This window comes from Actinomadura sp. KC216 (assembly GCF_004348535.1).
GTDB lineage: Bacteria > Actinomycetota > Actinomycetes > Streptosporangiales > Streptosporangiaceae > Spirillospora.
Window position 1 is genome coordinate 11,581 of sequence record NZ_SMJX01000006.1, and the last position, 20,731, is coordinate 32,311.

The 20,731-nt window shown below is 71.7% G+C and carries 20 protein-coding genes; 8 read left to right on the forward strand and 12 right to left on the reverse strand.

Annotated elements, in window-relative coordinates; translation table 11 throughout:
* Window positions 1–55 precede the first annotated feature (55 nt).
* From E1264_RS01790 to E1264_RS01800, 4 genes are all read left to right on the forward strand, one after another.
* Window positions 56–1,318 (forward strand): MFS transporter, encoded by a 1,263-nt coding sequence (locus E1264_RS01790; protein WP_132168868.1) that lies wholly within the window; start codon window positions 56–58, stop codon window positions 1,316–1,318.
* Window positions 1,319–1,443: 125 nt separating this feature from the next.
* The gene (locus E1264_RS42920; protein ID WP_165963913.1) at window positions 1,444–1,593 is read left to right on the forward strand and encodes a hypothetical protein; all 150 of its coding nucleotides are present in this window, start codon (window positions 1,444–1,446) and stop codon (window positions 1,591–1,593) included.
* 87 nt (window positions 1,594–1,680) lie between these two features.
* The gene (locus E1264_RS01795; RefSeq protein WP_132168870.1) at window positions 1,681–2,784 is read left to right on the forward strand and encodes a ThiF family adenylyltransferase; all 1,104 of its coding nucleotides are present in this window, start codon (window positions 1,681–1,683) and stop codon (window positions 2,782–2,784) included.
* Window positions 2,785–2,787: 3 nt separating this feature from the next.
* Entirely contained in the window at window positions 2,788–4,035 is a 1,248-nt protein-coding gene (locus E1264_RS01800; protein WP_132168872.1) for a hypothetical protein, read from the forward strand.
* Here the strand turns inward: E1264_RS01800 and E1264_RS01805 are convergent.
* From E1264_RS01805 to E1264_RS01835, 8 genes are all read right to left on the reverse strand, one after another.
* A complete protein-coding gene (locus E1264_RS01805) occupies window positions 4,025–5,011 on the reverse strand; it encodes a helix-turn-helix transcriptional regulator (RefSeq protein ID WP_207935667.1) in 987 nt (328 codons plus the stop codon). The genes E1264_RS01800 and E1264_RS01805 overlap by 11 nt on opposite strands.
* Window positions 5,012–5,083: 72 nt before the next feature.
* Window positions 5,084–6,124 (reverse strand): helix-turn-helix transcriptional regulator, encoded by a 1,041-nt coding sequence (locus tag E1264_RS01810; protein WP_207935668.1) that lies wholly within the window; start codon window positions 6,122–6,124, stop codon window positions 5,084–5,086.
* Between the two features lie 889 nt (window positions 6,125–7,013).
* Window positions 7,014–8,297, reverse strand: a complete 1,284-nt coding sequence (locus tag E1264_RS01815) for a M20/M25/M40 family metallo-hydrolase (protein WP_132168876.1) — start codon at window positions 8,295–8,297, stop codon at window positions 7,014–7,016.
* On the reverse strand, window positions 8,294–9,166 hold the full coding sequence (locus E1264_RS01820; RefSeq protein ID WP_132168878.1) for an alpha/beta hydrolase: 873 nt from the start codon (window positions 9,164–9,166) through the stop codon (window positions 8,294–8,296). Before E1264_RS01820 ends, E1264_RS01815 begins: the two co-directional genes overlap by 4 nt.
* Entirely contained in the window at window positions 9,163–9,336 is a 174-nt protein-coding gene (locus E1264_RS42925; RefSeq protein WP_165963914.1) for a hypothetical protein, read from the reverse strand. Before E1264_RS42925 ends, E1264_RS01820 begins: the two co-directional genes overlap by 4 nt.
* A 20-nt stretch (window positions 9,337–9,356) precedes the next feature.
* A complete protein-coding gene (locus tag E1264_RS01825) occupies window positions 9,357–10,247 on the reverse strand; it encodes an alpha/beta hydrolase (protein ID WP_207935669.1) in 891 nt (296 codons plus the stop codon).
* Entirely contained in the window at window positions 10,244–11,209 is a 966-nt protein-coding gene (locus E1264_RS01830; RefSeq protein WP_132168880.1) for a catechol 1,2-dioxygenase, read from the reverse strand. The genes E1264_RS01825 and E1264_RS01830 overlap by 4 nt, the downstream gene beginning before the upstream one ends.
* Before the next feature lie 9 nt (window positions 11,210–11,218).
* Complete coding sequence (locus tag E1264_RS01835) at window positions 11,219–12,445, reverse strand: Rieske 2Fe-2S domain-containing protein (RefSeq protein ID WP_132168882.1); 1,227 nt, start codon at window positions 12,443–12,445, stop codon at window positions 11,219–11,221.
* A gap of 175 nt (window positions 12,446–12,620) precedes the next feature.
* On the opposite strand from E1264_RS01835, the gene E1264_RS01840 reads away from it, so the two are divergent.
* The 4 genes from E1264_RS01840 (at window position 12,621) to E1264_RS01855 (ending at window position 16,555) form a co-directional block, all read left to right on the forward strand.
* Window positions 12,621–13,613, forward strand: a complete 993-nt coding sequence (locus E1264_RS01840) for an NAD(P)/FAD-dependent oxidoreductase (protein ID WP_132168884.1) — start codon at window positions 12,621–12,623, stop codon at window positions 13,611–13,613.
* A gap of 62 nt (window positions 13,614–13,675) precedes the next feature.
* Window positions 13,676–14,017 (forward strand): ferredoxin, encoded by a 342-nt coding sequence (gene fdxA, locus E1264_RS01845; protein WP_132168886.1) that lies wholly within the window; start codon window positions 13,676–13,678, stop codon window positions 14,015–14,017.
* 97 nt (window positions 14,018–14,114) lie between these two features.
* Entirely contained in the window at window positions 14,115–14,540 is a 426-nt protein-coding gene (locus E1264_RS01850) for a hypothetical protein (RefSeq protein ID WP_132168888.1), read from the forward strand.
* Window positions 14,537–16,555, forward strand: a complete 2,019-nt coding sequence (locus E1264_RS01855) for a CHAT domain-containing protein (protein WP_132168890.1) — start codon at window positions 14,537–14,539, stop codon at window positions 16,553–16,555. The genes E1264_RS01850 and E1264_RS01855 overlap by 4 nt, the downstream gene beginning before the upstream one ends.
* Here E1264_RS01855 and E1264_RS01860 read toward each other — a convergent pair.
* From E1264_RS01860 to E1264_RS01875, 4 genes are read right to left on the reverse strand one after another with little or no spacing between them, the layout of a single operon-like run.
* A complete protein-coding gene (locus E1264_RS01860) occupies window positions 16,527–16,922 on the reverse strand; it encodes a hypothetical protein (protein ID WP_132168892.1) in 396 nt (131 codons plus the stop codon). The genes E1264_RS01855 and E1264_RS01860 overlap by 29 nt on opposite strands.
* On the reverse strand, window positions 16,906–19,599 hold the full coding sequence (locus E1264_RS01865; RefSeq protein WP_132168894.1) for an Hsp70 family protein: 2,694 nt from the start codon (window positions 19,597–19,599) through the stop codon (window positions 16,906–16,908). The genes E1264_RS01860 and E1264_RS01865 overlap by 17 nt, the downstream gene beginning before the upstream one ends.
* Window positions 19,596–20,288 carry a hypothetical protein gene (locus E1264_RS01870; protein WP_132168896.1) on the reverse strand — a complete coding sequence of 231 codons (693 nt, stop codon included), beginning with the start codon at window positions 20,286–20,288 and terminating at the stop codon, window positions 19,596–19,598. The genes E1264_RS01865 and E1264_RS01870 overlap by 4 nt, the downstream gene beginning before the upstream one ends.
* Entirely contained in the window at window positions 20,272–20,730 is a 459-nt protein-coding gene (locus E1264_RS01875) for a hypothetical protein (protein ID WP_132168898.1), read from the reverse strand. Before E1264_RS01875 ends, E1264_RS01870 begins: the two co-directional genes overlap by 17 nt.
* Window position 20,731: the final 1 nt, after the last annotated feature.

The following is a 20,731-nucleotide window of genomic DNA, read 5'->3' on the forward strand; positions in this document are numbered from 1 at the left end:
CGGCTACGCCGGACGGCGGGACCGCATTCCCAGGCGGCCGCCTATCTTGGGAGCCATGAGATCATTACTCGCCGGTCTCGGCTGGTGGGACGCGCTGACCAGCAAGGGAACCATTCGGCTGCTGGCCGTGCAATCCCTGATCGACGCGCTCGGCACCGGAATCGCGCTCGTCGTCCTGCCGTTCTTCGCCTCCAGGGCGGCGGGGCTCTCCGCCGGCGAGATCGCGCTCGTCCTTTCCGCCGGCGGGATATGCGAGTTCGCCGCCGCCGTCCCCAACGGAGTGATCGCGGGACGCATCGGTGTGCGGAAATTCATCGTGCTGGCCCACCTCGTCCAGGGCGCGTCGTACGTCGTGGTCGCATTGGCCAGCGGCCTGCCGCTCATACTGGCGGGGACCATGCTGGCCGGTCTGTCACGCGCGGGATCGGGCGGGTTGAGCCAGGTGCTCACGGCGAACGTGCTCGGGGAGGACCAGAGATCCGGCGCCCTCGGCTCGATCCGGGCGCTGCGCAATATCGGCTATCTGCTGGCGGGCGGGACGACCAGCCTGATCCTCACCATCGATAGCGAGATGGGAATGCGAGTCGGGCTCCTGCTGAACACGGCGTCCTTCTTCCTGTCCGCGTACTGGACGATCCGGCTTCCCGCCACCGACCCCGCCGAGGCCCGGCCCACGACCGGAAGAAATTGGTCGGTGCTGCGCGACTACCAGTATTTCGGGCTCATCTGCAGCGCCTCCGTTTTCAGCAGCAGCCTGATGGTGCTCAGCGTCGGCCTGCCGCTGTGGGCGCTGCACGAAGACCAGGTGCCCAACTGGACGGTGTCGCTCGTCGTGACGCTGAACACCGCCCTGGTCATCATCCTGCAGTACCGCTTCTCCGAGAGGCTCAAGACCGTCCGGAGCTCCATCACCGGCGTCAGGCTGAGCGGCTGGATGTTCGTGGCGACCGCGGTGCTGATCGCGCTGACCGCGTCCCGCCCCCTCTGGTTGACGGTGGCGCTGCTGGTCGGCGCGGCTCTGGCGCTGACCCTCGGCGAGCTCCTGGAGTCGCCGGCGTTCTGGACTCTCTCCTACGAGCTCGCGCCTGCGGACCACCGGAGCGAGTACATGTCGACGTTCGACCTCAACCGCGCCGGCATGTCCATCGCCGGCCCGCCCGCCATGGCCGCCGTCGTGGCTCTGGGCGTCACCGGCTGGCTGCTGTACGCGGCGGCCCTGCTGGCCGCCGGCTACGGCGGCGCCTGGATCGCGTCCCGCAGAACCACCCGCTTCACCGTCCCCGCTCCGGCGGCAGAGGTCCCCGCCCAGCCCGGATGATCATTCCCGAAAGTTGAGCGCGGCCTGAGTGGACGACCTTCCACGGTTACCACAATGGTCCATCGCCCCCCACCCCCAGGTTTAGGGATATCGGCCCGTCCCCGGCGCCGCCTAGCGTGACGCTCATGGGAAACGGCGGGCTCGGAATGAGCATTCGTCAGGTCCGCCCGCTCCCGTTCATCAACGGGGGAAAGGTGGTGAGAAAGATGACGAAGATCAAGATCCGGAAGCTGGACAAGCTCGAGACCACGGGCGACCGGAAGAACAACACCTGAGTACGGGTGCCGGGGGTCGCGCGTCCTGCGGGACCCGGCCCCCGGCCCTTCTCGGAATCCGTCATTTCTTTCTCGGGGGACGATCTCATGTTGAAACCACGCATCAAGACCGCGCATCTGCCCGTCCGCCGTCCGGACGGGATGATCTGGATCGGCAGCCGCCACTACGGGCTGGGCAGCGAACTCGACGACGAGTCGGGCCTGGTGTGGCCGCTCTGCGAGCGCATGGACGGGACGCTCCGCAAGGACGAGCTGATCGCCGTCGTGGCCGCCGAGCAGGCCGCCGACCCCGCCGACGTCGCCGAGGTCGCGGACTTCCTGATCGCGTCCGGCTGGGCGGAGGACGCGGGCTCGGAGCCGCCGCCGTCGCTGTCGGAGCGCGAGCTCAGGCGGTACGAGCGCGGCGTCCAGTTCCAGTCCTGGATCGACATCGCGCCCCGGTCGCACCCGTACGAGCTGCAGGCCCGGCTGAAGGCCGCCGCGGTGGCGGTGCTGGGCATGGGCGGGATCGGCTGCGCGGTCGCGTCGAGCCTCGCCGCGTCCGGGGTCGGGCGGATCCACTGCGTCGACTTCGACGAGGTCGAGCTGACCAACCTCAACCGGCAGCTGCTGTACACCGAGGCCGACCTCGGGCGGCGCAAGGTCGAGGTCGCCGTCCAGCGGCTCCGCGCGCTGAACTCCGACGTCGAGATCACCGGGGCCGACCTGCGGCTGGACAGCGCCGACGATGTCGCCGGCGCGGTGCGCGGCGCGGACGTCTTCCTGCTGTGCGCCGACAGCCCCGAGGGGATCGAGCACTTCGCCAGCCAGGCCGCGCTGCGCCTCGGCACGCCGTGGCTGAACGGCGCCTACGCGGGGCCGATGCTGTGCGCGGGCACGTTCATCCCGGGCGAGACCGGCTGCTACCGCTGCATGCGGGACGGCGAGCGGGAACGGCTGGAGTCGGTGGGCCGCGGCGACCTGTCCAACCCGCGGATCCCCGGATTCAACCCGGTGATGGCGCCGACCGCCCAGATGGCCGGGCACTTCGCCGCCCTGGAGGCCATCTTCCTGCTGCTCGGGATGCCCGTGCAGACGGCCGGCAGGAAGCTGCACCGCAACTTCCTGGACTACGACCACCAGTACTACATCGAGGCGAAGAAGCGGCCGGACTGCCCGGACTGCGGGGACGCCGCCCGCCGCGAGGGCTGAAACGTGCCCGTCACTTCGGAGAGCCGGGTCGAGCTGCACCCGCTCCAGTACAGGGACGAGGGCGGCGGGCAGTGGATCGTCGGCCGTGCGGACATCGGCGAGTTCGTCGAGGTGCCAGCCGAGGCGGCCACCTTCCTGCGCGCCCTCGGCGACGGTTCGGACCTCCACGCCGCGTGCGACCGCGTCCGCGGCGCGCACGGCGAGGACATCGACGCCGTGTCCTTCGTCGACGACCTGGTCGACCTGGGGTTCGTCGCCCGCCTCGACGGTGTCGCGATCGGCGAGCCGCCGCGCCCGCCCAGCCTGCGCCGGCTGCGTCCGGAGCACGTCCGCTGGGCGTTCCGGTGGCCGGTGCTGGTGGCGGTCTACGCCTTCATCCTCGCCGGGCTCGCGGCCTCCGCCAGGCGCGGCGACCTGATCCCGAGCTTCCACGTGTACTTCATCACCGGCTCGCAGAGCGTGAACCTGGCCTGGAACACCGCGATGATGCTGACGGCGATCGCGATCCACGAGTTCTGGCACCTGGCCGCCGCGCGGGTCGACGGCGTCCACGCGCGGTTCGGGCTGGGGACGCGCCTGCAGGTCCTCGTCGCCCAGACGACGGTGGCGGGGCTGTGGGGCGCGCCCCGCCGGGCCCGGTTCCGGGTCTACCTCGCCGGCGTCACGTCCGACCTGGTGATCATGGCGGGCTGCTCGCTGGCCATCGAGGTCTTCGCCCCTTCGGGATTCGCGCTGCGATCGCTCCAGGCGCTGACCCTCAGCCTGCTGCTGTCGATCGCCCAGCAGTTCGCCCTGTACATGCGGACCGACATGTACTTCGTGCTGCAGGAATGGCTGCGGTGCAAGAACCTGTACGCCGACGGCTGGCGCTATGTCCGGTACGTCACGCGGCGGACGGCGGCGGCGCTGCGCGGCCGGCAGGCGCCCGCGAATCCTCTGCACGACGTGCCGCCCCATGAGCGGCGGCCGGTCAAGGTGTACTCGTGGCTCATGCTGGTCGGTTCCTTCTTGTCGGTCGCCCTGTTCCTCTATTACGAAGGGCCGATCCTGGTCCATCTGTTCGCCAGGGCGGGCGAGCACGCCATCGACGGGACCATGTCGGGCAACGTCGCGAAGATCGCCGACGGGATCACGGTCTTCGCCATCGAGGGAACGCTTCAGGTGCTCTTCATCCGCCTGTTCATCGTGAAGCACGCACCGAAGCTGCGCGCGGCGTTCGGCTTCTTCCGCGTTGCGGCCGTCAGGCGTTGATGACCGCCATGAGCTCGTCGCGCCCGCCGGTGCCGGTCTTGCGGAAGATCGCCTTGAGGTGGTCGTTGACCGTGTGGACGGACAGCCCGAACGCGCGCGCGATCTGCTTCGGCGCCGAACCGCGATGGAGGTGCCGCACGACCTGGCGTTCGCGGGCCGTGATCCCGTACCAGTCGCAGAACGAGGGAAGCAGGAGCGTCCCGGTCGCACGCTGGATCACGACCGCGACGTCGCCGTCGTCGCCGAGCGGCTGCGCCTCGATCGCGGTCCACCAGCCGGCCCCCACCGAGGGGACGCACAACCGCGGGGGTTCCGGGTGCTCGCGCGCCGCGGCCGCGAGCGAGGCGTACGAGGACTCGGCCAGCCAGTCCGGGACCGCCAGATGCGCCTTCATCGCGTCCAGCCACCGCCGCGCCTGCGGCGTCATGGCGCGGATCCGGTCGTCGGCGCCGATGACGAGCATGCCCGGCGGCGGTTCCCGCTCCGCGGGCGCGCCGGGCTTCGCCGTCACGTACCCGCGCAGCGCGGCGATCAGCGAAGGCCCGAGCTCGGCGACCCGCCACGCGTCGGCGTCGTCGAACGGGCGCCCGCCCGCCGCGCGCAGCAGGCAGAGCACTCCCCACACTCCCCGCGCGTCCCGCAGTGCGAGGCGCAGCTCTTCACCGACCCGATGCCTGGCGAGCAGCGGGTCGTGCGCGCGAGCACGGAGAGCGGCCACGACCGTCGGGGCCGCCTGCCGGACCAGCTCCCGCACGTCCGCTTTGACGCCGTCCACGCTCAGTAGCGCGCGGCCGAGGTCGGGCGGGTACCCGTGCCAGAACGCCAGCGAGGTGGCGCCCCAGCCCGTCGCCGGGTTCAGCGCCCCGCACCGCAGCGCGTCGTGCGCCACCACCCGCGCGACCACCCGCGAAAGCTCGGCCCCGACCTCCTCCAGCCCGGCGCCGGGCTGGAGCGCCGCACACAGGTCCCAAGCCACCCGATCACTGACCGCCACCATGCCACCAGTGGGGTCGCAACGGGTAGCGCACATCAGCCGGATACCAATCGGTTAGGAGAAGGCGGCCAGGAGTTCGTCTCGGCCGCTCGCGCCGGTCTTGCGGAAGACCGCTTTGAGGTGGTCGTTGACCGTGTGCACGGACAGATCGAGATAGCGCGCTATCTGCTTGGGAGCCCTCGCCTCGCGCAAATGGGTGATGATCTGGCGCTCGCGCGCGGAAATGCCGTACCAGTCACAGAAGGCCGGCAGTAGCTGCTCGGCGCTCGCCGCCTGGATGATGAGCGCCACGTCGTCGGTGCCCTTCAGGATCTGCCCGTGCGCGGCGACCCAGCGGCCGTAGGTCGCGGACGGGCCCACGATCAGCGGGGGGACGGCGCGCGGGTCGCGGGCGTGCCGCCGAGTCTGCTCCGCCAGCCCGGCGGTGAACGACTCGCGGGTCCAGCGCGGGGCGCGGGCGTGCTTCTCCAGCTGCTCCCGCCACCGGAACGCCTCCGGAGTGGCCGTCCGGATCGCCTGGTCGGGACCAACGATGATCACGCCCGGCGGCGGCGAGGGGACGGGCGGAGCCAGCGGACCCGCGGTGACGTAGGAGCGCAGGAAGCCGATCAGCCTCGGCACGAGCCGCGTCGCCCACCCCACATCGGCCTCGTCGAACGACCTGCCGCCTTCGGCCCGCACCAGGCCGACCTGCCCCCAGAGGCCGTGGACGTCCCGCAGCATCAGCCGCATCTCGGCCGCGATCCCGTGCTCCGCCGCAAGGCGCCGCGCGGCACGGTCGTGCGGCGCGTCCCCGTTTCCCGGCAGGACGGTGACCATCGGCCGTCGCGCGGGATCATCCGGCAGGTACGTGTCGCCACCGGCGTAGTCGGTGCGCAGCAGGGCCCGGCAGAAGTCGGGTTCGTAGGCGTGCCAGAAGCCGAAGGACCACAACACGGATCCCGCGTTCGGGCTGGTGGCCACCAGCCGCAGCGCGTCGTGGGCGATCACGGGCCTGATCGCGCTCGACAGCGCCTCCGCCAGTTGCCCCGCACTCGTGCAGAGCGCGGCCGCCTCTTTCAACTCACCTAACAATCGATCATTGACTGTCACCACGACACAATCCTGACACCGCCGCAAGCAATACCACAACGAATTTTCGAGCGACCAGACCGCCACTTCCGGCCACACTTGAACGACTCCCGTAGAGGCGCACCCGGGAGACACCTCAGCACAGAGGAGTTTTGTGAAACATTTACCATTAAGAGCCGTTCTCTGCTGGGAGGGGTTCACACGATCGCGCGCCATGCGAGCCGGCTGCCCGGTCATAGTCCGCTGATACTCGATGAGGTCTCCCCCCAGATTCTGTCCGTGATCGAAATGGTCGGAATGCATCGCGACCCCGGGATCCGCCTCGGGCGACCGTAGTCGCCGCCTACGCCACAGGCCACCCAGGTCGGCGCGGGTGCTTGTAGTTGGGAGGTTGCTCTTGGTAGCCACTTGTGGTGCTCAATGACCCGCGTTCAGAGTCGGGGGCGCGTGTGCCGCCTGAGCCCGATGAGCCGTGGCGTGTCCGTTCGCGGCGCAGGCGGCCGCGGTGGCGCCGCGGGCTGCCGGTGGTGGCGCCTCTGATCAGCGCCATCGTGGCTTCGCTCGGCACCGCCGCCGTGCTCCATGTCGGGGACGCCTCGCACCCGGCGCCACCGCGGCCTCAGAAGGCGAGTGTCGGGACGAGCAGTGGCCTGCAGCGGCAGTCTCCTGCGCCGCACACCCCGAAGAAGGGGGAGGCGCCGCACACCCCGAAGAGGTGGAAACTGGACCGCTCGGCCCCGCGTCGCTCCCTGTCACCGCCTCAGCGGCCGCAGAGGACGCGCCGGGTACCGGCGTGGGTCCGCGACGAATGCCACCGCCGGTACCCCCGCGACGCCACCCGCCGAGCCGCGTGCATCGCCGCACTACGCGGCTACCTCAGCCGGTGACGGGGGAACAAGGGCGCTACTTGGGGCTAGCCGGCGTTGAGCAGGAGGACGGTTCGGATCAGGGTTTCTACCAGGCGGTGTGCCTCGCGGACGTCCACCAGGTTCATCCCGAGGGTGAAGTCGACGCTCTCGCCGGACGGGCCCTCGGGGACCTTCTGCATGCCGACGCGGGCGGTGGGGATGCCGCGCATGCGGAGGATGTTGGCGTCGGTGGCTCCGCTGTTCTCCCTGATCGGCCGGTGCGGGACGCCGGCGACCGCCTCCCAGGCCGCGATCGCGGCGCGGACGACCGGTGCGTCCGGGGCGGTGCGGGAGGCGGGGACGGCCGCGATCTGCTCGACCCGCAGGTCGGTGCCGAGTTCCCGGCCCAGCGCGGTCACGAACGCGCGGACCTCCCGGGTCACGGCCGCGGGTGTCTGCCGGGTCGTCAACCGGACGTCGGCCCGCAGCCGCACGGTCGCGGGCGTCGAGGCGGCCAGGTGGGCGAGGCCGCCGTCGATGGACGACACCGCGCCCTGCGGACGCATGGTGCCGTGCTCATGCCGGACGGCGTACTCCTCGAACCAGTCCTCCAGCCGGTTCGCGACGATCCCGCTCAGCGCGACGGCGTTGCGGTACGGCATCCGGTGGCGGCTCCCGACGTAGGTGTGCTCGCCGGGCACGAGGACGTCGAGCCAGACCAGGCCGACTTCTTCGTGGGAGACGTTCCAGCCGGGCTTCGCGATCACCGCGTGGTCGGTCGTGAAGCCGCGCTCGGCCAGGAAGGCGGCGCCCACGCCGTGCCCGGTGTTGGCCCGGCCGGGGGTTCCGATGCCGTCGATCGCGAACGCGGGCATGCCGCCCCCCCCGAACCCGGCGACCACGTCCCCGGCCAGGTCGATGCCCGAGGCCGCCAGGGCCTCGAAGGCGATCAGGACGCAGGCGGCGTGCCCCTTCGGGTTGCCCGCGCCCAGCCCCTGGACGAGGTCGCCGTGGACCTGTGCCCGCGGCAGCATGTCGGGGCGCATTTGGCGTGCGGCCCCGGCGACGTCCCAGCGAGGGTCGCCTGTCGTGAACGTGTCCAGCGGCGCGTAGAGCAGTGTCGATGGGCCGTTGCCGGAGCCGCGGAGGACGGCGACGGCGTTCGCCTGGAGCCCGTCGATCCACTGGACGTGCGACTCGGTGTGGGCGAGGCGGGCGGCGATCCAGGACGCCAGCTCGCCCTCCGCCCCGGTGGGGCTCGCGATGTCCACGACGTTGGTGATGGCGGCGAGGAGGTCCTTGGTGGTGACCTGGCGCATCACGTGTGCGACGGCCTCGTCGGCGTTCATTTCAGCGGGTGCTTGGCGAGGAAGCGCAGGCTCAGGTCGTTGTACTTGTCGGGCTGCTCGTGCTGCGGCCAGTGGCCGCAGTCGTCGAAGAGGACGAGTTCTGAGCCCGGGATCGCGTTGTGCATGGCGGTGGCCTCGGGGACGTCGCCGAACGGGTTGTCGCGTCCCCAGACGATCAGGGTCGGGGCGGTGATCCGCGCCAGGTCGGAGGGCTTCAGGATGTTCCGCAGGCGCGTTTCGAGATGTTGCAGGCACAGGAGGTTGTCGATGTTCGCGATGAAGTCGGGACGGTGGTAGATCCCGTGCCGGACGGCGACGAGTTCCTCGGTCGCGTTGGCGGGGTCCGCCATCAGCAGCCGCATCCGGCGGCGGGTCAGCAGGACGTCATCGGCCTGGACCGCGCGCCGGGTGCTCGTCCGGATCCGCTCCATCACCTCCGGGTTGGCGACGGTGCCCCCGGCGCACAGCAGCTGGAGCGACGCGATCCGGTCGGGGGCGTCGATGGCGGTCCGCCCGCCGACCCAGCCCCCGAGGGACTCTCCGACGATGTGCGCCTTGTCGATGCCGACGGCGTCCATGTAGGCGAGCAGGTGGTCGCGGTAGCGCGGGATCTCGTAGGGGTGGTCGGGCTTGCCCGTGTACCCGTGGCCCAGCATGTCGATCGCGTGGCATGCGTGCCGTTCGGCGTGGGAGCGGAGGTTCCGGGCGAACGCCTCCAGATGGCCCGACGTCCCGTGCAGGAAGATCACGGCCTCGCCGTCGCCGGTGCGCAGGGAGCGGGTCGGGATACCGGCCGCGTCGACGGTCGACAGGCTGAAGTCGAGGTCGGCCAGCTCGGTCCAGATGGTGCGGGCCAGGTCGTTGCTCATGTGCGTTCTTCCCCAGAGGTAGCGGTGTGCTGGTTGATGCGGGTCACCCGGGTGTTGATCCGGTCGGTGAGCCTGGGGAGCAGGGCCCGGTAGGCCGCCAGGCGGCGGCTTGCGAGCGCCAGGGCGGTGAGGATGAGGACGATGGATCCGGCGGCGTGAATCTTGTTCATGTGCCCCTCTCCTTCGGGTGTCACGGGTGGTCGACGGAGCGCAGGAAGCCGTCCACGATCGCGTGGTAGGCGGCGGGACGCTCCTCCTGCAGATGGTGGGAGACGTGGTCCATGACGTGCAGGTTTCCGTTCTTCACCATGCGGGCGAGCATCATCGGGTAGTCGGGCGTCAGGAAGGCGTCCTCACGGCCCCACATGAACAGCGCGGGCGCCTCGACGCGGCCGAGCTCGGCGGTCAGGTCCTGCCAGTCCCCGCGCGGCGAGTCGGACATCGCGGCGAGCTCGCGCTCCCCGGGGTCGAGGCTCTGCCGCCACCGCATCTCCAGCGTCTCGTCGGGGAGCCTGTCCGCGTCGTACCACTCCAGGCGGGTGATCAGGGACCGCATCTTCTCCCTGGTCGGGCCCTCGCCGCCGTAGTAGACGTCGCGGGCGTTGCGGCCGCGGTGCCCGTTCTCGGGCAGCGGGGCGAGCGGGCCGTAGAAGACCGGCATGCTCCCGGTGATCACGAGTGAGCGCACCCGGTCCGGATAGGTCGCGGCGAGGCAGAGCGCGATCGTCCCGCCCCAGGAGTTGCAGATGAAGTCGGCTTTCTGCACGCCGAGCGCGTCCATGAGGGCGTTCGTCTTCGCGGCGTGGAAGTCCCACATCGGCCCGCTGATCCGGCACTTCTCGGACTTGCCGTACTGGAGGATGTCGACGATCAGGCAGCGGCGGTCGCGCGCGAACAGCGGGGCCACCGGCCCGAAGTCGCTCCAGCCGGTGCAGCCGGGGCCGCCGCCGTGCAGGAAGATCGTGTCCGGGCCGTGCCCGAGGTCGAGGTAGTGGTAGCGCACGCCGCCGGCGTCGGCGTACCGGCCCGCGGGCATCGGGCCGGCGGCGGGTGAGGTGAGCCGGTGGGGCGTCACGGTCATGGTCGTCCCTTCTCGGTGCCAGGGGGCGCGGCGGGTTCGACGACGGCGGCGGCCATGCCGGTGAGCCACTCGGGCATCGGCGCGTAGACCAGCGCCCGGCCGGGGACGAAGCCGAGCGCGGACGCCATCACCATCCAGGTGCGCAGCTCCTGCCCGCCGTTGCCTGCCCGGGCCTCGATCTCGTCGGAGCGGAGATCCGCGTATCTGTGTAGTTCGCCGCGTTCCAGGTCGCCGAGGAAGCTCTTGTCGAAGCCGGTGAAGATCGTCGGTTGGGCGGCGACGATGATCTCGCGGCGGCGCCGGTCGTAGCGGGTCCATTGGCCGCGGCCGTTGAGCCATGCCTCGACCAGGAACTCCTCGTCCTCGCCCTCGGGGTCCGTCCAGTCCGACGGCCACGGCAGCCGGTGCGACAGGCCGCCCGAGGCGACGACGGCGACGCGTCCCTCCCCCGGCATCCGGGCGATCGCGGCCGCCAGGTTCGCGCCGAGCTGGACGCAGCGGCGCATCGTGGGCAGCGGGGCGGCGAACACGTTCACCACCAGCGGCACGATCGGCACGTCGAGGCCGTCGAGCAGCCATTGGACGGCGTGCGACTGGCCGTGGTCGATCGTGAGCCTGGCGGAGATCGCGACCTCCGTGCCCGCCTCGACGAGCCCGGCGGCCAGCGTCCGCGCGAACCCGGGGTCGGTGCGCTGCGGGCCCTCCGGCGTGCCGCCGTCGCCCGCCGCGATGACCTCGCCGACCCCGAGCGTGAACGACGGGATGAGGTCGAGCCAGAAGCCGCGGAAGTGGTTGGAACCGACCACGACGACGACGTCCGGCCGGGCCTCGGCGATGCGGGCGCGCGCGGCGGCGAGGCCGTCGCGGAACGCCTCCGCGCGATCGGTGTGGACGACCCTGTCCCAATGGGTGTTCATCAGCGTCGAGTGCGACGCGCCGACGCCGAGCACGATGGAGGCCATCGGTCCCCCTCAGGCGGTGGGGTCGGCGGGGGTGAGTCCCTGCTCCCGGAGGCGGTCCAGCCGGGCCTCTGCCGTGTCCTCGGCGAGCCTGCGCCACTGCAGGAGCGACTCGTCGGGACGGTAGAGCCTCTCCGGCGGCGCGTCGGTCACCTCGACCATCCACCTGTCCTGGCCGGAGAACTGGCCGTGGAACAGCCAGCGGACGGCACCGAGGTACTTGACGTAGAAGGGCAGGGTTCTGACGCCCTTCTGGAAGTCGGCCATGACGCCGACGTAGAGGTGGTTGTCGGCGTCCACCGGCACGTAGAACTCGTAGTGGATGAAGGTCGGGTAGGCGATGCGCAGCACGCCGGGCATGGCGACGGACGCGAAGCCCGGGAACTCCTGGGCGGCGATCACCGGGTTGACCTCGCGGTGCGACGACGTGTTCCCGATGTTCCTGGTCTCCTTCGGCGGCCTTGCCTTGTACCAGGCCTGGCCGGACCAGCGGCCGAGCCCCGGGAACTCCGCCTCCCAGTACTGCTTCTCCTGGACGCGGTAGATCCACCGGCCCCGCTTGACGATCTTCGTCGTGTTCCACACCGGCATGGGCTTGAACAGCCGCCACAGCGCGGCCCGGTGCAGGTACTTGGCGTGGCCCTCGTCGTAGCCGTTCTCGCAGGCGAACCGCCAGTTGCCCGCGCGGGGCTGGATGCGCTGGCCGAGAACGGCGGCGTTGTCCACGAGCTCCTCGGGGAGCTGCTCGTCGATCGGGTGCGGCCGCTCGCCGTCCCCGACGTACACCCACACCATGCCGAGCCGCTCCTCGACGTCGTAGGTGGGCTGCCTGACCTTCCCGCAGATCGGCGACCGCGGGCCGTCGGTGATCGCGGCGACGAGATCGCCGGTCTCCAGCTGGAACGTCCACCCGTGGTAGACGCAGGAGACCGTGCCGGGGAACTGCTTGTTGCCGTAGCTCAGCGGGACGCCGCGATGCGGGCACCGGTCCTTCATCCCGAAGATCCGGCCGCCGTCGCGGATCACGAAGAGGTCCTCGCCGAGCAGGCGCACCTTGCGGGGCTTGTCGCCGACCTGGTCGGCGAAGCAGACCGGGTACCAGTAGCCGCGGAACCCGGACGCGGCCGCCTGGTAGTGCGGCCAGGTCGACCAGTCCTGGCGTCCGGGCAGCATGCCCTGGCGACGGCGGGCGGCCCTCTTCGGCGCGCCGGGGGAGGTGGCGTTCGCTGTCTCGGTCATGGTCCGGAGAACACCACCGGACGAGAGCCGCCGACAACGCGCGCGGTTCGCCTGGCGGACCGCGACCGGAAAATCGGCGCGGGTTCGTTCAGCGGTCCGCGCGGCGCGCCAAGCGACCAACGGTTTTTCTACGTTCTCCGCCGAAGGAACCGAGTCCCCCGGCTGGAGGCAGGCCATGGCCGCACCGCAGTCCATCAGCACCGACGTCCTGATCGTCGGGGCGGGCCCGACGGGGCTGTACGGCGCGTACTACGCGGGATTCCGGGGCCTGTCGGCGGTCGTGGCCGACGCGCTTCCCGCGCTCGGCGGCCAGGTCACGGCGCTGTACCCGGAGAAGGAGATCCGCGACGTCGCCGCGATCCCCGCGATCCGCGGCCGCGACTTCGTGAGCGCGCTGGCGGCCCAGGCGGCGGCGTTCGACCCGGTGTACCTGCTCGGGCGGCAGGCGGTCCGGCTCGCGCACTCCGGTGGTGAGCCCGTCGTCACGCTGGACGACGGCACCGTCGTCCGGGCGCGGGCGGTCGTGCTCACGGCGGGCATCGGCACGCCCACGCCCCGCCCGCTGCCCTGCGGCGCGGAATGGGCCGGCACCGCCCTGTCGTATTTCGTGCCCGACCCCGCCGTCCACACCGGCCGCGACGTGGTCGTCGTCGGGGGCGGCGACTCCGCGCTGGACTGGGCGGACGCCCTCGTCCCGATCGCCCGCAGCGTCACCCTCGTGCACCGGCGGGCGGCGTTCCGGGGGCACGCCGCCACCCTCGCCCGGGTCCGCGCCGGATCGGCCGCCGTCCACGTCGACACCGAGGTCGTGCGGCTCGACGGCGACCTGGAATCCGGCACGCTCACCAAGGTCACCCTTCGCGGCCGGAGCGGGGACGAGACCGTCGTCGCCGCCGACCACGTGATCGCGGCGCTCGGATTCGTCAGCGACCTCGGGCCGCTCCGCGGCTGGGGCCTGGACCTCAGGGGCCGGTCCGTCGCGGTCGACCGGAGCATGCGCACCAACCTCCCCCGCGTGTACGCGGCCGGCGACCTCACCGACTACGACGGCAAGGTCAGGCTCATGTCGGTCGGCTTCGGCGAGGTGGCGACCGCGATGAACCACGTCGCCGTCGATCTCGATCCGGACCTCACGCTGTTCCCCGGCCATTCGACCGACGGCGCCTGAGCCGCCCCAGACCGACCGGCTGGGCCACCCGCACCGACCGACCCGCAGAAGAGGACCATCACATGAGTTACGTCATCGGCCCGGACTGCATCGACGTCCTGGACCGTTCCTGCGTCGACGTGTGCCCCGTCGACTGCATCTACGAGGGCGACCGCAAGAGCTACATCAATCCCGGCGAATGCATCGACTGCGGAGCCTGCGAGGTCGAATGTCCCATCGGCGCCATCTTCGTCGACCGGAAAGCGCGCAAGGACCCGGAACGGAAAGCGCACCTCGACGACTCGCGCGCCTTCTTCCAGGAGACGCTACCGGGGCGATCGGAGCCAATCGGAAATCCGGGCGGCGCCCAGGCGTACGGCGCGACGGGCGTCGACACCCCGCTCGTCGCAGATCATCCATCCTGAGCGGGGCGGGGAAAGGCGGCCACATCTACGCGGCCGCGCCTACAGTGAAGCCATCGTTTCCCCCATCCCCGGAGCCGAATTCATGGATCATGCCGTTGTGAGATTCGAAGTGGCGCTCCCTCCTGACTTCGACGTCCAGGTGGCGGACGAGTTGCGCGTCCATCTGCTCGGTTCCGGCGCCGCGAAGGTGGAGCCGATCCGCGTCCGGCACACGCCGGCGAGCGGGCGGCCCGCCGAGGCCGAGCGGCCCGCCGAGCTGGTCGAGCTCGCGGGGTTCATGGTGAGCTTCGCCGGCGATCTCATGCAGGCGATCGAGGTGCTCCAGGGCTGGCTGGGGATGCGACGCCGATCCCGGACGGGCGGTGACCAGGGCGCGGCCGACCGGACGGACACCCGGATCCGCATGCAGATCGGCGACGACTTCATCGAGATCACCAACCCCCTCCTCGAACACGAGGAGCGGCTGGTGGAGCTGTTCGTACGCAAGCACGGCGGCCACGCGGGCGGGACGGAGCGCTCATGACGGCGTTGGACGGGATGGACTCCAGCGCGCTGACGACCCTGGACGTGCGCGTCACCGACAAGGCCGACGGCAACGCGCTCTACCTCTATCTGCTCCGCTCGGCCGAAGGGACCGCGAGGGCCCCGCTCGAGCAGGAGCATTCGGTCGAGGTCCACCAGGAACTCGTCCGGATGCTCAGCAGCCGGATGGAAGAGGTGCTGCGGAAGAAGCAGGACACCGGCTCGTCGCACCGCAGCGAGCTGGCCACGGTATGCCGGACCCTCTACCAGGCGCTGTTCCCGCAGATGACCGGCAACGTGCCCGACCTCGTCACCAAGCTGCACGAGTCGTCGGGGCCGCTGCTGGTGCGCACCAACGAGATGACCGTCCCCTGGGAGCTGCTCTTCGTCGAGAACGAGTTCCTCGGGCTGACCCGCGAGATCGGCCGCCGCTGGGTCGTGCAGCGGCGGGTGGCCGGCGGGCGCAGGATCAACGGCATCCGCCGCGCCCTCATCGTCGGGGACCCGCTGGGCGACCTGCCCGACGCCGCCCGCGAGGCGGAGAAGGTCGCCGAGTGGATGCGGGAGAAGGGCACCGAGTGCAAGGTGCTCCTGCGCGAAGAGGCGAACCTCATCAACGTGGTCATGGAACTGTCGGAGCAGCGCTACGACCTGTTCCATTTCTGCGGGCACGTCGCCTCCGCGGCCTCCGGAACCAGCACCGGCCTGGTGCTGCACGACCGGCAACTGCTGGACGAGCGCGCCCTCCGGTTCGAGGTGCCCCCGGTCATCTTCGTCAACGGGTGCAAGTCGGCCGGGCGCGCGGCGAACATCTGCGCGTCCTTCATGGTCATGGGAGCCCAGGCCGTGGTGGGCACCAGGACCGGGGTCGGCGAGGAGAAGGCCCGGCATTTCGCCGAGGAGTTCTACCGGGGCCTCACCACCATGACGACCGGGGCCGCGATGCGCGCGGCGCAGCTGAAGCTGTCCGCGGACGATGACGACCTCACCTGGGCGTCCTTCATGCTGTACGGCGATCCGACCGTGCGGATCAGCGGCGACAGCGAACCCCACGGCGAGCCGCCGTCGCCGTCCCAGGGGCACGACGAGCAGCTCGAGTTCGACGACGAGGCCACGGGCGTCCTGGCGCGGGCCGTCGAGGCCGCGCAGGGGCGGCGGCTGATCACCTCCGTGCACCTGCTGCTCGGCCTGATCGGCAGCGTCGACCTGCGGCCGCAGATCACCGCCTCGATCGGCGCCGAGCGGCTCGCGCAGATCACCGAGCGGCTGACGGCCGCCGCGGCGGTCGGCCGGCCGGCGGGGCCGAAGGAGGACACCGGGACCGGGAGCGACGGGGACCCGGAGGACGAACCGGAGTACGCCGACCCGATCCCGTCCGACACCGTGACCCAGGTGTTCTTCCTGGCCGATCAGCTGGCCTCCGCCGAGGGCCACTCGAACGTCTCCGTCCACGACCTGGCGGCGGCGCTGCTGGAGGTGGGCGCGGGAACGTCCGCCCGCGAGGTGGAGCGCTGCGGGGTGCCGGTGGAGCGGCTGCTGCGGCCCGAGCCGTCCACGACCGGCACCGACCTCGGGACGTCCCGGCAGATCCTCGGGCTGGCCGACGGCGGCGGCCCGATCCGCACCGAGCGGCTCGACCCGGTCGTCGCGCGCGCGATCCGCATCGCCCACTCGCTCAGCGCGCCCCGCGGCAAGGTCATCGGCACCTACATGCTGCTGCTCGCCTTCGGGCTCGCCGGAAGCCCCGTGCTCCGGGAGGCGCTGGCGACGCAGGGCGAGCGCGGGCAGCGGGCGCTGGGCCTGCTGTTCGCCGAGGCCGACCCGCCCGGCACCGGCTTCTCCAAGCGCACGCTCGCCGCGCTCGGCACCGCCGGCGCCGCCGACCCGGACCGGCCCCTCGGCGAGGCGGCCGTGCTGCGGGCCCTCATCGACCACAACTCGACCGCCCGCAGCCTCCTCAAGGCCTTGGGCGTCGAACCGGACGCGGTCAGCCGGAACCTTCGGCCACCAGACTGAGGCCCCGGCGGGCGAGCGGATCGTCCGGGTACCGCTCGCACACCAGGCCCCACTGCCGGCGTGCCTCCGCGACGTCGCCGAGGCGGTACCCGGCCAGCGCCAGGGCGTTGCGCGCCTCGGCGTCGGCCGGGCACCAGTGCACCACCGCGGCGAAATGGTCCCGCGCCGACGCCAGCCGGCCCGCGCGCGCCTCCGCGAGCCCGCGGTTGAACAGGTACGCGGCATAGACGCTCAGCCGGGCGTGGCCGCGCACCGGTGCGCCGCAGCCCTCGCACTCGTCGGCGTCGAACGGGTTGCCGGCGCCGCAGCGGGGCAGCGGGCACCGGATCACGAGGGCGCCCGCGCCGCCGTCACCACTCGTCTGCAATCTTCCCCCTGGACTCGTCCCCGCCGTGGGGCGGCTGGTTCCCACCGGAAGATGTGCCATCCGGCGACTGGCCCTGGCCGCCGCCGGCGCCGGATCCGGTGCCGGGGCCGGGGCCGGTGTCGCGGACGGGGGCGTTCATGAGGATGTTGTGCAGCTGGGACAGGCGCTGCTGGAGCCCGGGGAGCCGGTCCAGGACACCGCGCGGATCGCGGTCGAGCCGCCCCTGCAGCTCGTCGAGCTTGCCCATGATCTCGACCACCTGGGCGCGCAGGTCGGCGCGGCCGGCCGCGTCGGCCAGCTGCCGGACCTTCTCCGCCTGCTGGCGGCACCGCTTCAGCACGCCCATGGCCCGCTCGGCGTCGGACTGCTGCGGCTGCGGGTGCGCCTGCCGGTAGATCGCGACCATGTGCTGCTGGTAGCCCAGCAGCTGCCGGATGACCTCCCCGTAGGCCCGCTGGTCGGCGTTGCGGTGGGCGTTCTCGCCCTGGTCGCGCTGCGTCTCGATCGACTTGGCCATCTCCTGCCCGTCGTAGGGACGGCTGAGTTCCGCGGCGTCGCGCATGAGGTAGGAGTTGAGCTCGAAGCACTCGGCGACCAGCTGGTCGAACTCCGCCTTCGGGGGTTCGAGCACGGTCCGGAACTTGGCCGCGTCCGCCTCCAGCCCCTCCAGCTGCTCGAACTCGTGGACGGCCTGCGCGCGGTCGCCGTCCCGCATCGCCTTCTCCAGCGACTCGCGCGCCATCCGCTGCTTGATCTGGAAGTTCTGGCGCTCCCCCGCGGGCAGGAACTCGGCGGCCTCCGCCAGCCGCCGGTCGAGCCGCTCCACCTCCTCCCGGGTCGGCATCTCCCGCTCGGGCGGCAGCTCCACCGCGGCCTCGAACGCGTGCTCGCCGACGCTGCCGCGGACGGTGATGAACGAGTGCCGGTCCACGTGCAGGTCGAACCGGATGGGCGTGCCGCGCGGGGTCGTCAGCGGCACCGGGACCGTGATCACCTGGATCTTCTTGCTGTGCTGGTAGAGCGGGAACAGCACCGCCTCGGTGTCGCCGGGATGGCTGAAGGAGTACTCCGCGCTCGTCGGCAGCTCCTCCATGGCGGGCACCAGCTGCTTGCGGTGCACCTTGCCTGCCTTGGACACCTCCAGCAGGAGGGGCTTGGTGGTGATGGCGAGCGAGCTCGGCCGCGGCAGCCGCGCCTCGGAGATGTCGTCCTGGGTGATGGAGCGGCCCACGGTGGCGATCACGTCGTCGTCGGCGTCGAGGATCTCGAAGGCGAACTGGGACTCGATCCCGGGCTCCAGCTGCACCCCGGTGAAGCGGAAGGTGCCCGACTTCTCGATGTCCGCCTCGTCCTCGTAGTCGTCGGGGCCGATGAGCCGCACCCGTCCGCCGGTCAGGTCCCGGCCGGGCGCGAGCGCCGTGACTGTGCCGCCGATGTGCGTCCTCGTCGCCCCGGTGGCGGACGCGCCCCGGAAGGAGACCCGGACGGTGCGGTCGGCGTCGTAGACGTCCTGGCCGCCGATGACGGCCGCGCGGACCGCCGCGCCCAGCGCCACGACCGTGTCGACCTGCTCGTAGACGGGCTCCTTGCTGCGCGTCCCGGCGCACAGTTCCGCCGCGACGATCTCGCGCACCAGCGGCATGTGGGTGGAGCCACCGGCCAGGATCACCTGGTCGATGTCCGCCAGCTCCAGCTTGGCCCTGTCCTTCCGCTCGGTCCGCGCCAGCGCCTCGTGGCAGTAGGGGATGGTCCGCTCGATGAACGGCCGGGCGACCTCCTCCAGATCGGACCGGTCGAACATGGTGTCGATGCTGACCGGGTTGCCCAGCTTGTCGGTGATGCGGCCGGGGTCGCGCAGCGGGTACTCGGTGCTGGTGCTCAGCCCCTTCTTCACGCCCTCGGCCAGGAGCGCGAGCTGGTTGAGCCGCAGGCGGTCCGCCGGGTCGTTCGCCGGGTCCAGCTCCAGCGCCCAGCCCATCCGCACCAGCATCTCCTGCAGCCGCCCGGCGAGCGCCCGGTCGATGTCGTCCCCGCCGAGCCGGTTGTTCCCGCTGATGCCGAGCACCTCGTACACGCCGGCGGTGGCGCGCACCACGCTGACGTCGAAGGTGCCGCCGCCGAGGTCGTACACCAGGAACGTGCCGTTGCGGGTCTTGGTCCGCCAGCAGTGGTGGCAGGCCGCGGCGGTCGGCTCGTGCAGCAGGTCGAGCACCTCGAGCCCGGCCATCTCCCCGGCCTTGCGGGTGGCGTCGATCATCGGCTGGTCGAAGTAGGCCGGGACGGTGACGATCGCCCGGTCCACCAGCCACGAGGTGTCCTCGGTCGCGAGGCGCGCCACGTCCTGCTCGATCTGCCGTTTCAGCTCGGCCAGGATCGCGGCCGAGACCTCCTCCGGGGTCATCTCCCGGCCGGCCAGGTCCACCGTGGTGGCGCTGCCCATCAGCCGCTTGATCGACTGGATCGGCTCGGGTTCGCTGCCGATCCGGTTGAACGCCTTGCGCCCCACCACCAGCTCGCCCGTCGCCGGGTCGCGCCACACGCAACTCGGCGTCGTGCGGGCCCGGGAGACCTCGTCCCGATGGATGATGATCTCGGTGTCGGTCGGGTCCATGATCCCGACCGCGCTGTTGGTGGTCCCGAGATCGATCCCGACCGCCTTGCTCACGACCTGCGTCATCCCCGCTGCTCCTCCTCGTTGGACTCGTCGGACTCGTCGGACCGGCCCCCGCTTCGGCCGGGCTCGGCCGCGGCGGGCGGCGTCGGGCCGTCCTTGGGCGGCGGGCCGTCCTTGGGCGGCGCACCGGCGGTCACCCGGCCGAGCCGCACCACCGACCCGCGGTGCAGGACGACGGCGTCGTGGACCTCCGCCACGACCTCGGCGCCGTAGTCGCCGGAGTGCAGCCAGCCGAGCACCTCGACCCGGTCGGCCACCTCCGCCAGCGGCCGGCCGCGCAGCTCCTCGATGGTCACGCCGCCGGCCCGCAGCGCGTCGGCCATCTGCTCGCGGACCAGCCGCACGTCGCGGTGGACCGCGCCGAGCCCGGCCTCGTCGAGCGCGCCGCGGTGGCGCTCCAGGACCGCGTCCAGCTGGGCGACGAGGGCCGCCTGGTCGAGGGCCACGGTCAGGACCTCGTCCACGGCGGCCCGCCGGCGGCTCCGTTCCTCGTTGACCGCGGACCTGTACCGCTGGAGGACGGCCCGCATCTCCGTGGCCGGGGAGGCGAGGGTCATGCTCTCCGGCGCGGGGCGCTCGTCGAAGGCGTCCCAGTCATACGGCGGGTCCGCCGTCGCGGGAGGTTGCGGGTCCCCCGCCGGGGCCGGTCCCGGGTCCGCCGTGGCGGGCGGTCGCTCAGCCGAAGAGGACATCGGTCACCTCCAGCGGCGGCGCGCCCGGCGTGGGCGGCAGCGGCGCGTTGCGGACGCCTTCGATGAGGTCCACCTCCGGGGGGGCCAGCAGCCAGTCCAGGATCAGGTCGAGGACGGCGGCCAGGTCGACGTCGGTGTCCCGCAGCGTCCCGGCCGACTCCTTGAGCGCTTTGACGTTCGCCGGGTTGCGCCGGTGCCGGCGCGCGAAGTCCTGCCACTCCTCGTCCCGGTACGCCGCGCCGGGCGCCTCGGTCAGCAGGTGCACCAGCCGGGTCTCGGGAGCGCCGATCAGCTCGCGCATCGCCCAGCCGCACAGCGACCGCTCCTCCTCGCTCGCCGCCAGGTCCGACAGCTCCCGGCCGCGCTGGGTGATCGTCTCGGGGGTGGCGTCGGCCGGCAGCCCGAGGATGTGGAACGGGTTGGTCCAGGTCTCGTTCCTCATG

Bases quoted from the DNA above. Each gene is read 5' to 3' on its own strand.
- E1264_RS01820 (WP_132168878.1), bottom strand. From the start codon at position 9,166: ATGAGCAACGACCTGGCCCGCACCATCTGGACCGAGCTGGCCGACCTC.
- E1264_RS42920 (WP_165963913.1), top strand. From the start codon at position 1,444: ATGGGAAACGGCGGGCTCGGAATGAGCATTCGTCAGGTCCGCCCGCTC.
- E1264_RS01875 (WP_132168898.1), bottom strand. From the start codon at position 20,730: ATGAGGAACGAGACCTGGACCAACCCGTTCCACATCCTCGGGCTGCCG.
- E1264_RS01825 (WP_207935669.1), bottom strand. From the start codon at position 10,247: ATGACCGTGACGCCCCACCGGCTCACCTCACCCGCCGCCGGCCCGATG.
- E1264_RS01815 (WP_132168876.1), bottom strand. From the start codon at position 8,297: ATGAACGCCGACGAGGCCGTCGCACACGTGATGCGCCAGGTCACCACC.
- fdxA (WP_132168886.1), top strand. From the start codon at position 13,676: ATGAGTTACGTCATCGGCCCGGACTGCATCGACGTCCTGGACCGTTCC.
- E1264_RS01830 (WP_132168880.1), bottom strand. From the start codon at position 11,209: ATGGCCTCCATCGTGCTCGGCGTCGGCGCGTCGCACTCGACGCTGATG.
- E1264_RS01865 (WP_132168894.1), bottom strand. From the start codon at position 19,599: ATGACGCAGGTCGTGAGCAAGGCGGTCGGGATCGATCTCGGGACCACC.
- E1264_RS01840 (WP_132168884.1), top strand. From the start codon at position 12,621: ATGGCCGCACCGCAGTCCATCAGCACCGACGTCCTGATCGTCGGGGCG.
- E1264_RS01795 (WP_132168870.1), top strand. From the start codon at position 1,681: ATGTTGAAACCACGCATCAAGACCGCGCATCTGCCCGTCCGCCGTCCG.
- E1264_RS01855 (WP_132168890.1), top strand. From the start codon at position 14,537: ATGACGGCGTTGGACGGGATGGACTCCAGCGCGCTGACGACCCTGGAC.
- E1264_RS42925 (WP_165963914.1), bottom strand. From the start codon at position 9,336: ATGAACAAGATTCACGCCGCCGGATCCATCGTCCTCATCCTCACCGCC.
- E1264_RS01790 (WP_132168868.1), top strand. From the start codon at position 56: ATGAGATCATTACTCGCCGGTCTCGGCTGGTGGGACGCGCTGACCAGC.
- E1264_RS01870 (WP_132168896.1), bottom strand. From the start codon at position 20,288: ATGTCCTCTTCGGCTGAGCGACCGCCCGCCACGGCGGACCCGGGACCG.
- E1264_RS01835 (WP_132168882.1), bottom strand. From the start codon at position 12,445: ATGACCGAGACAGCGAACGCCACCTCCCCCGGCGCGCCGAAGAGGGCC.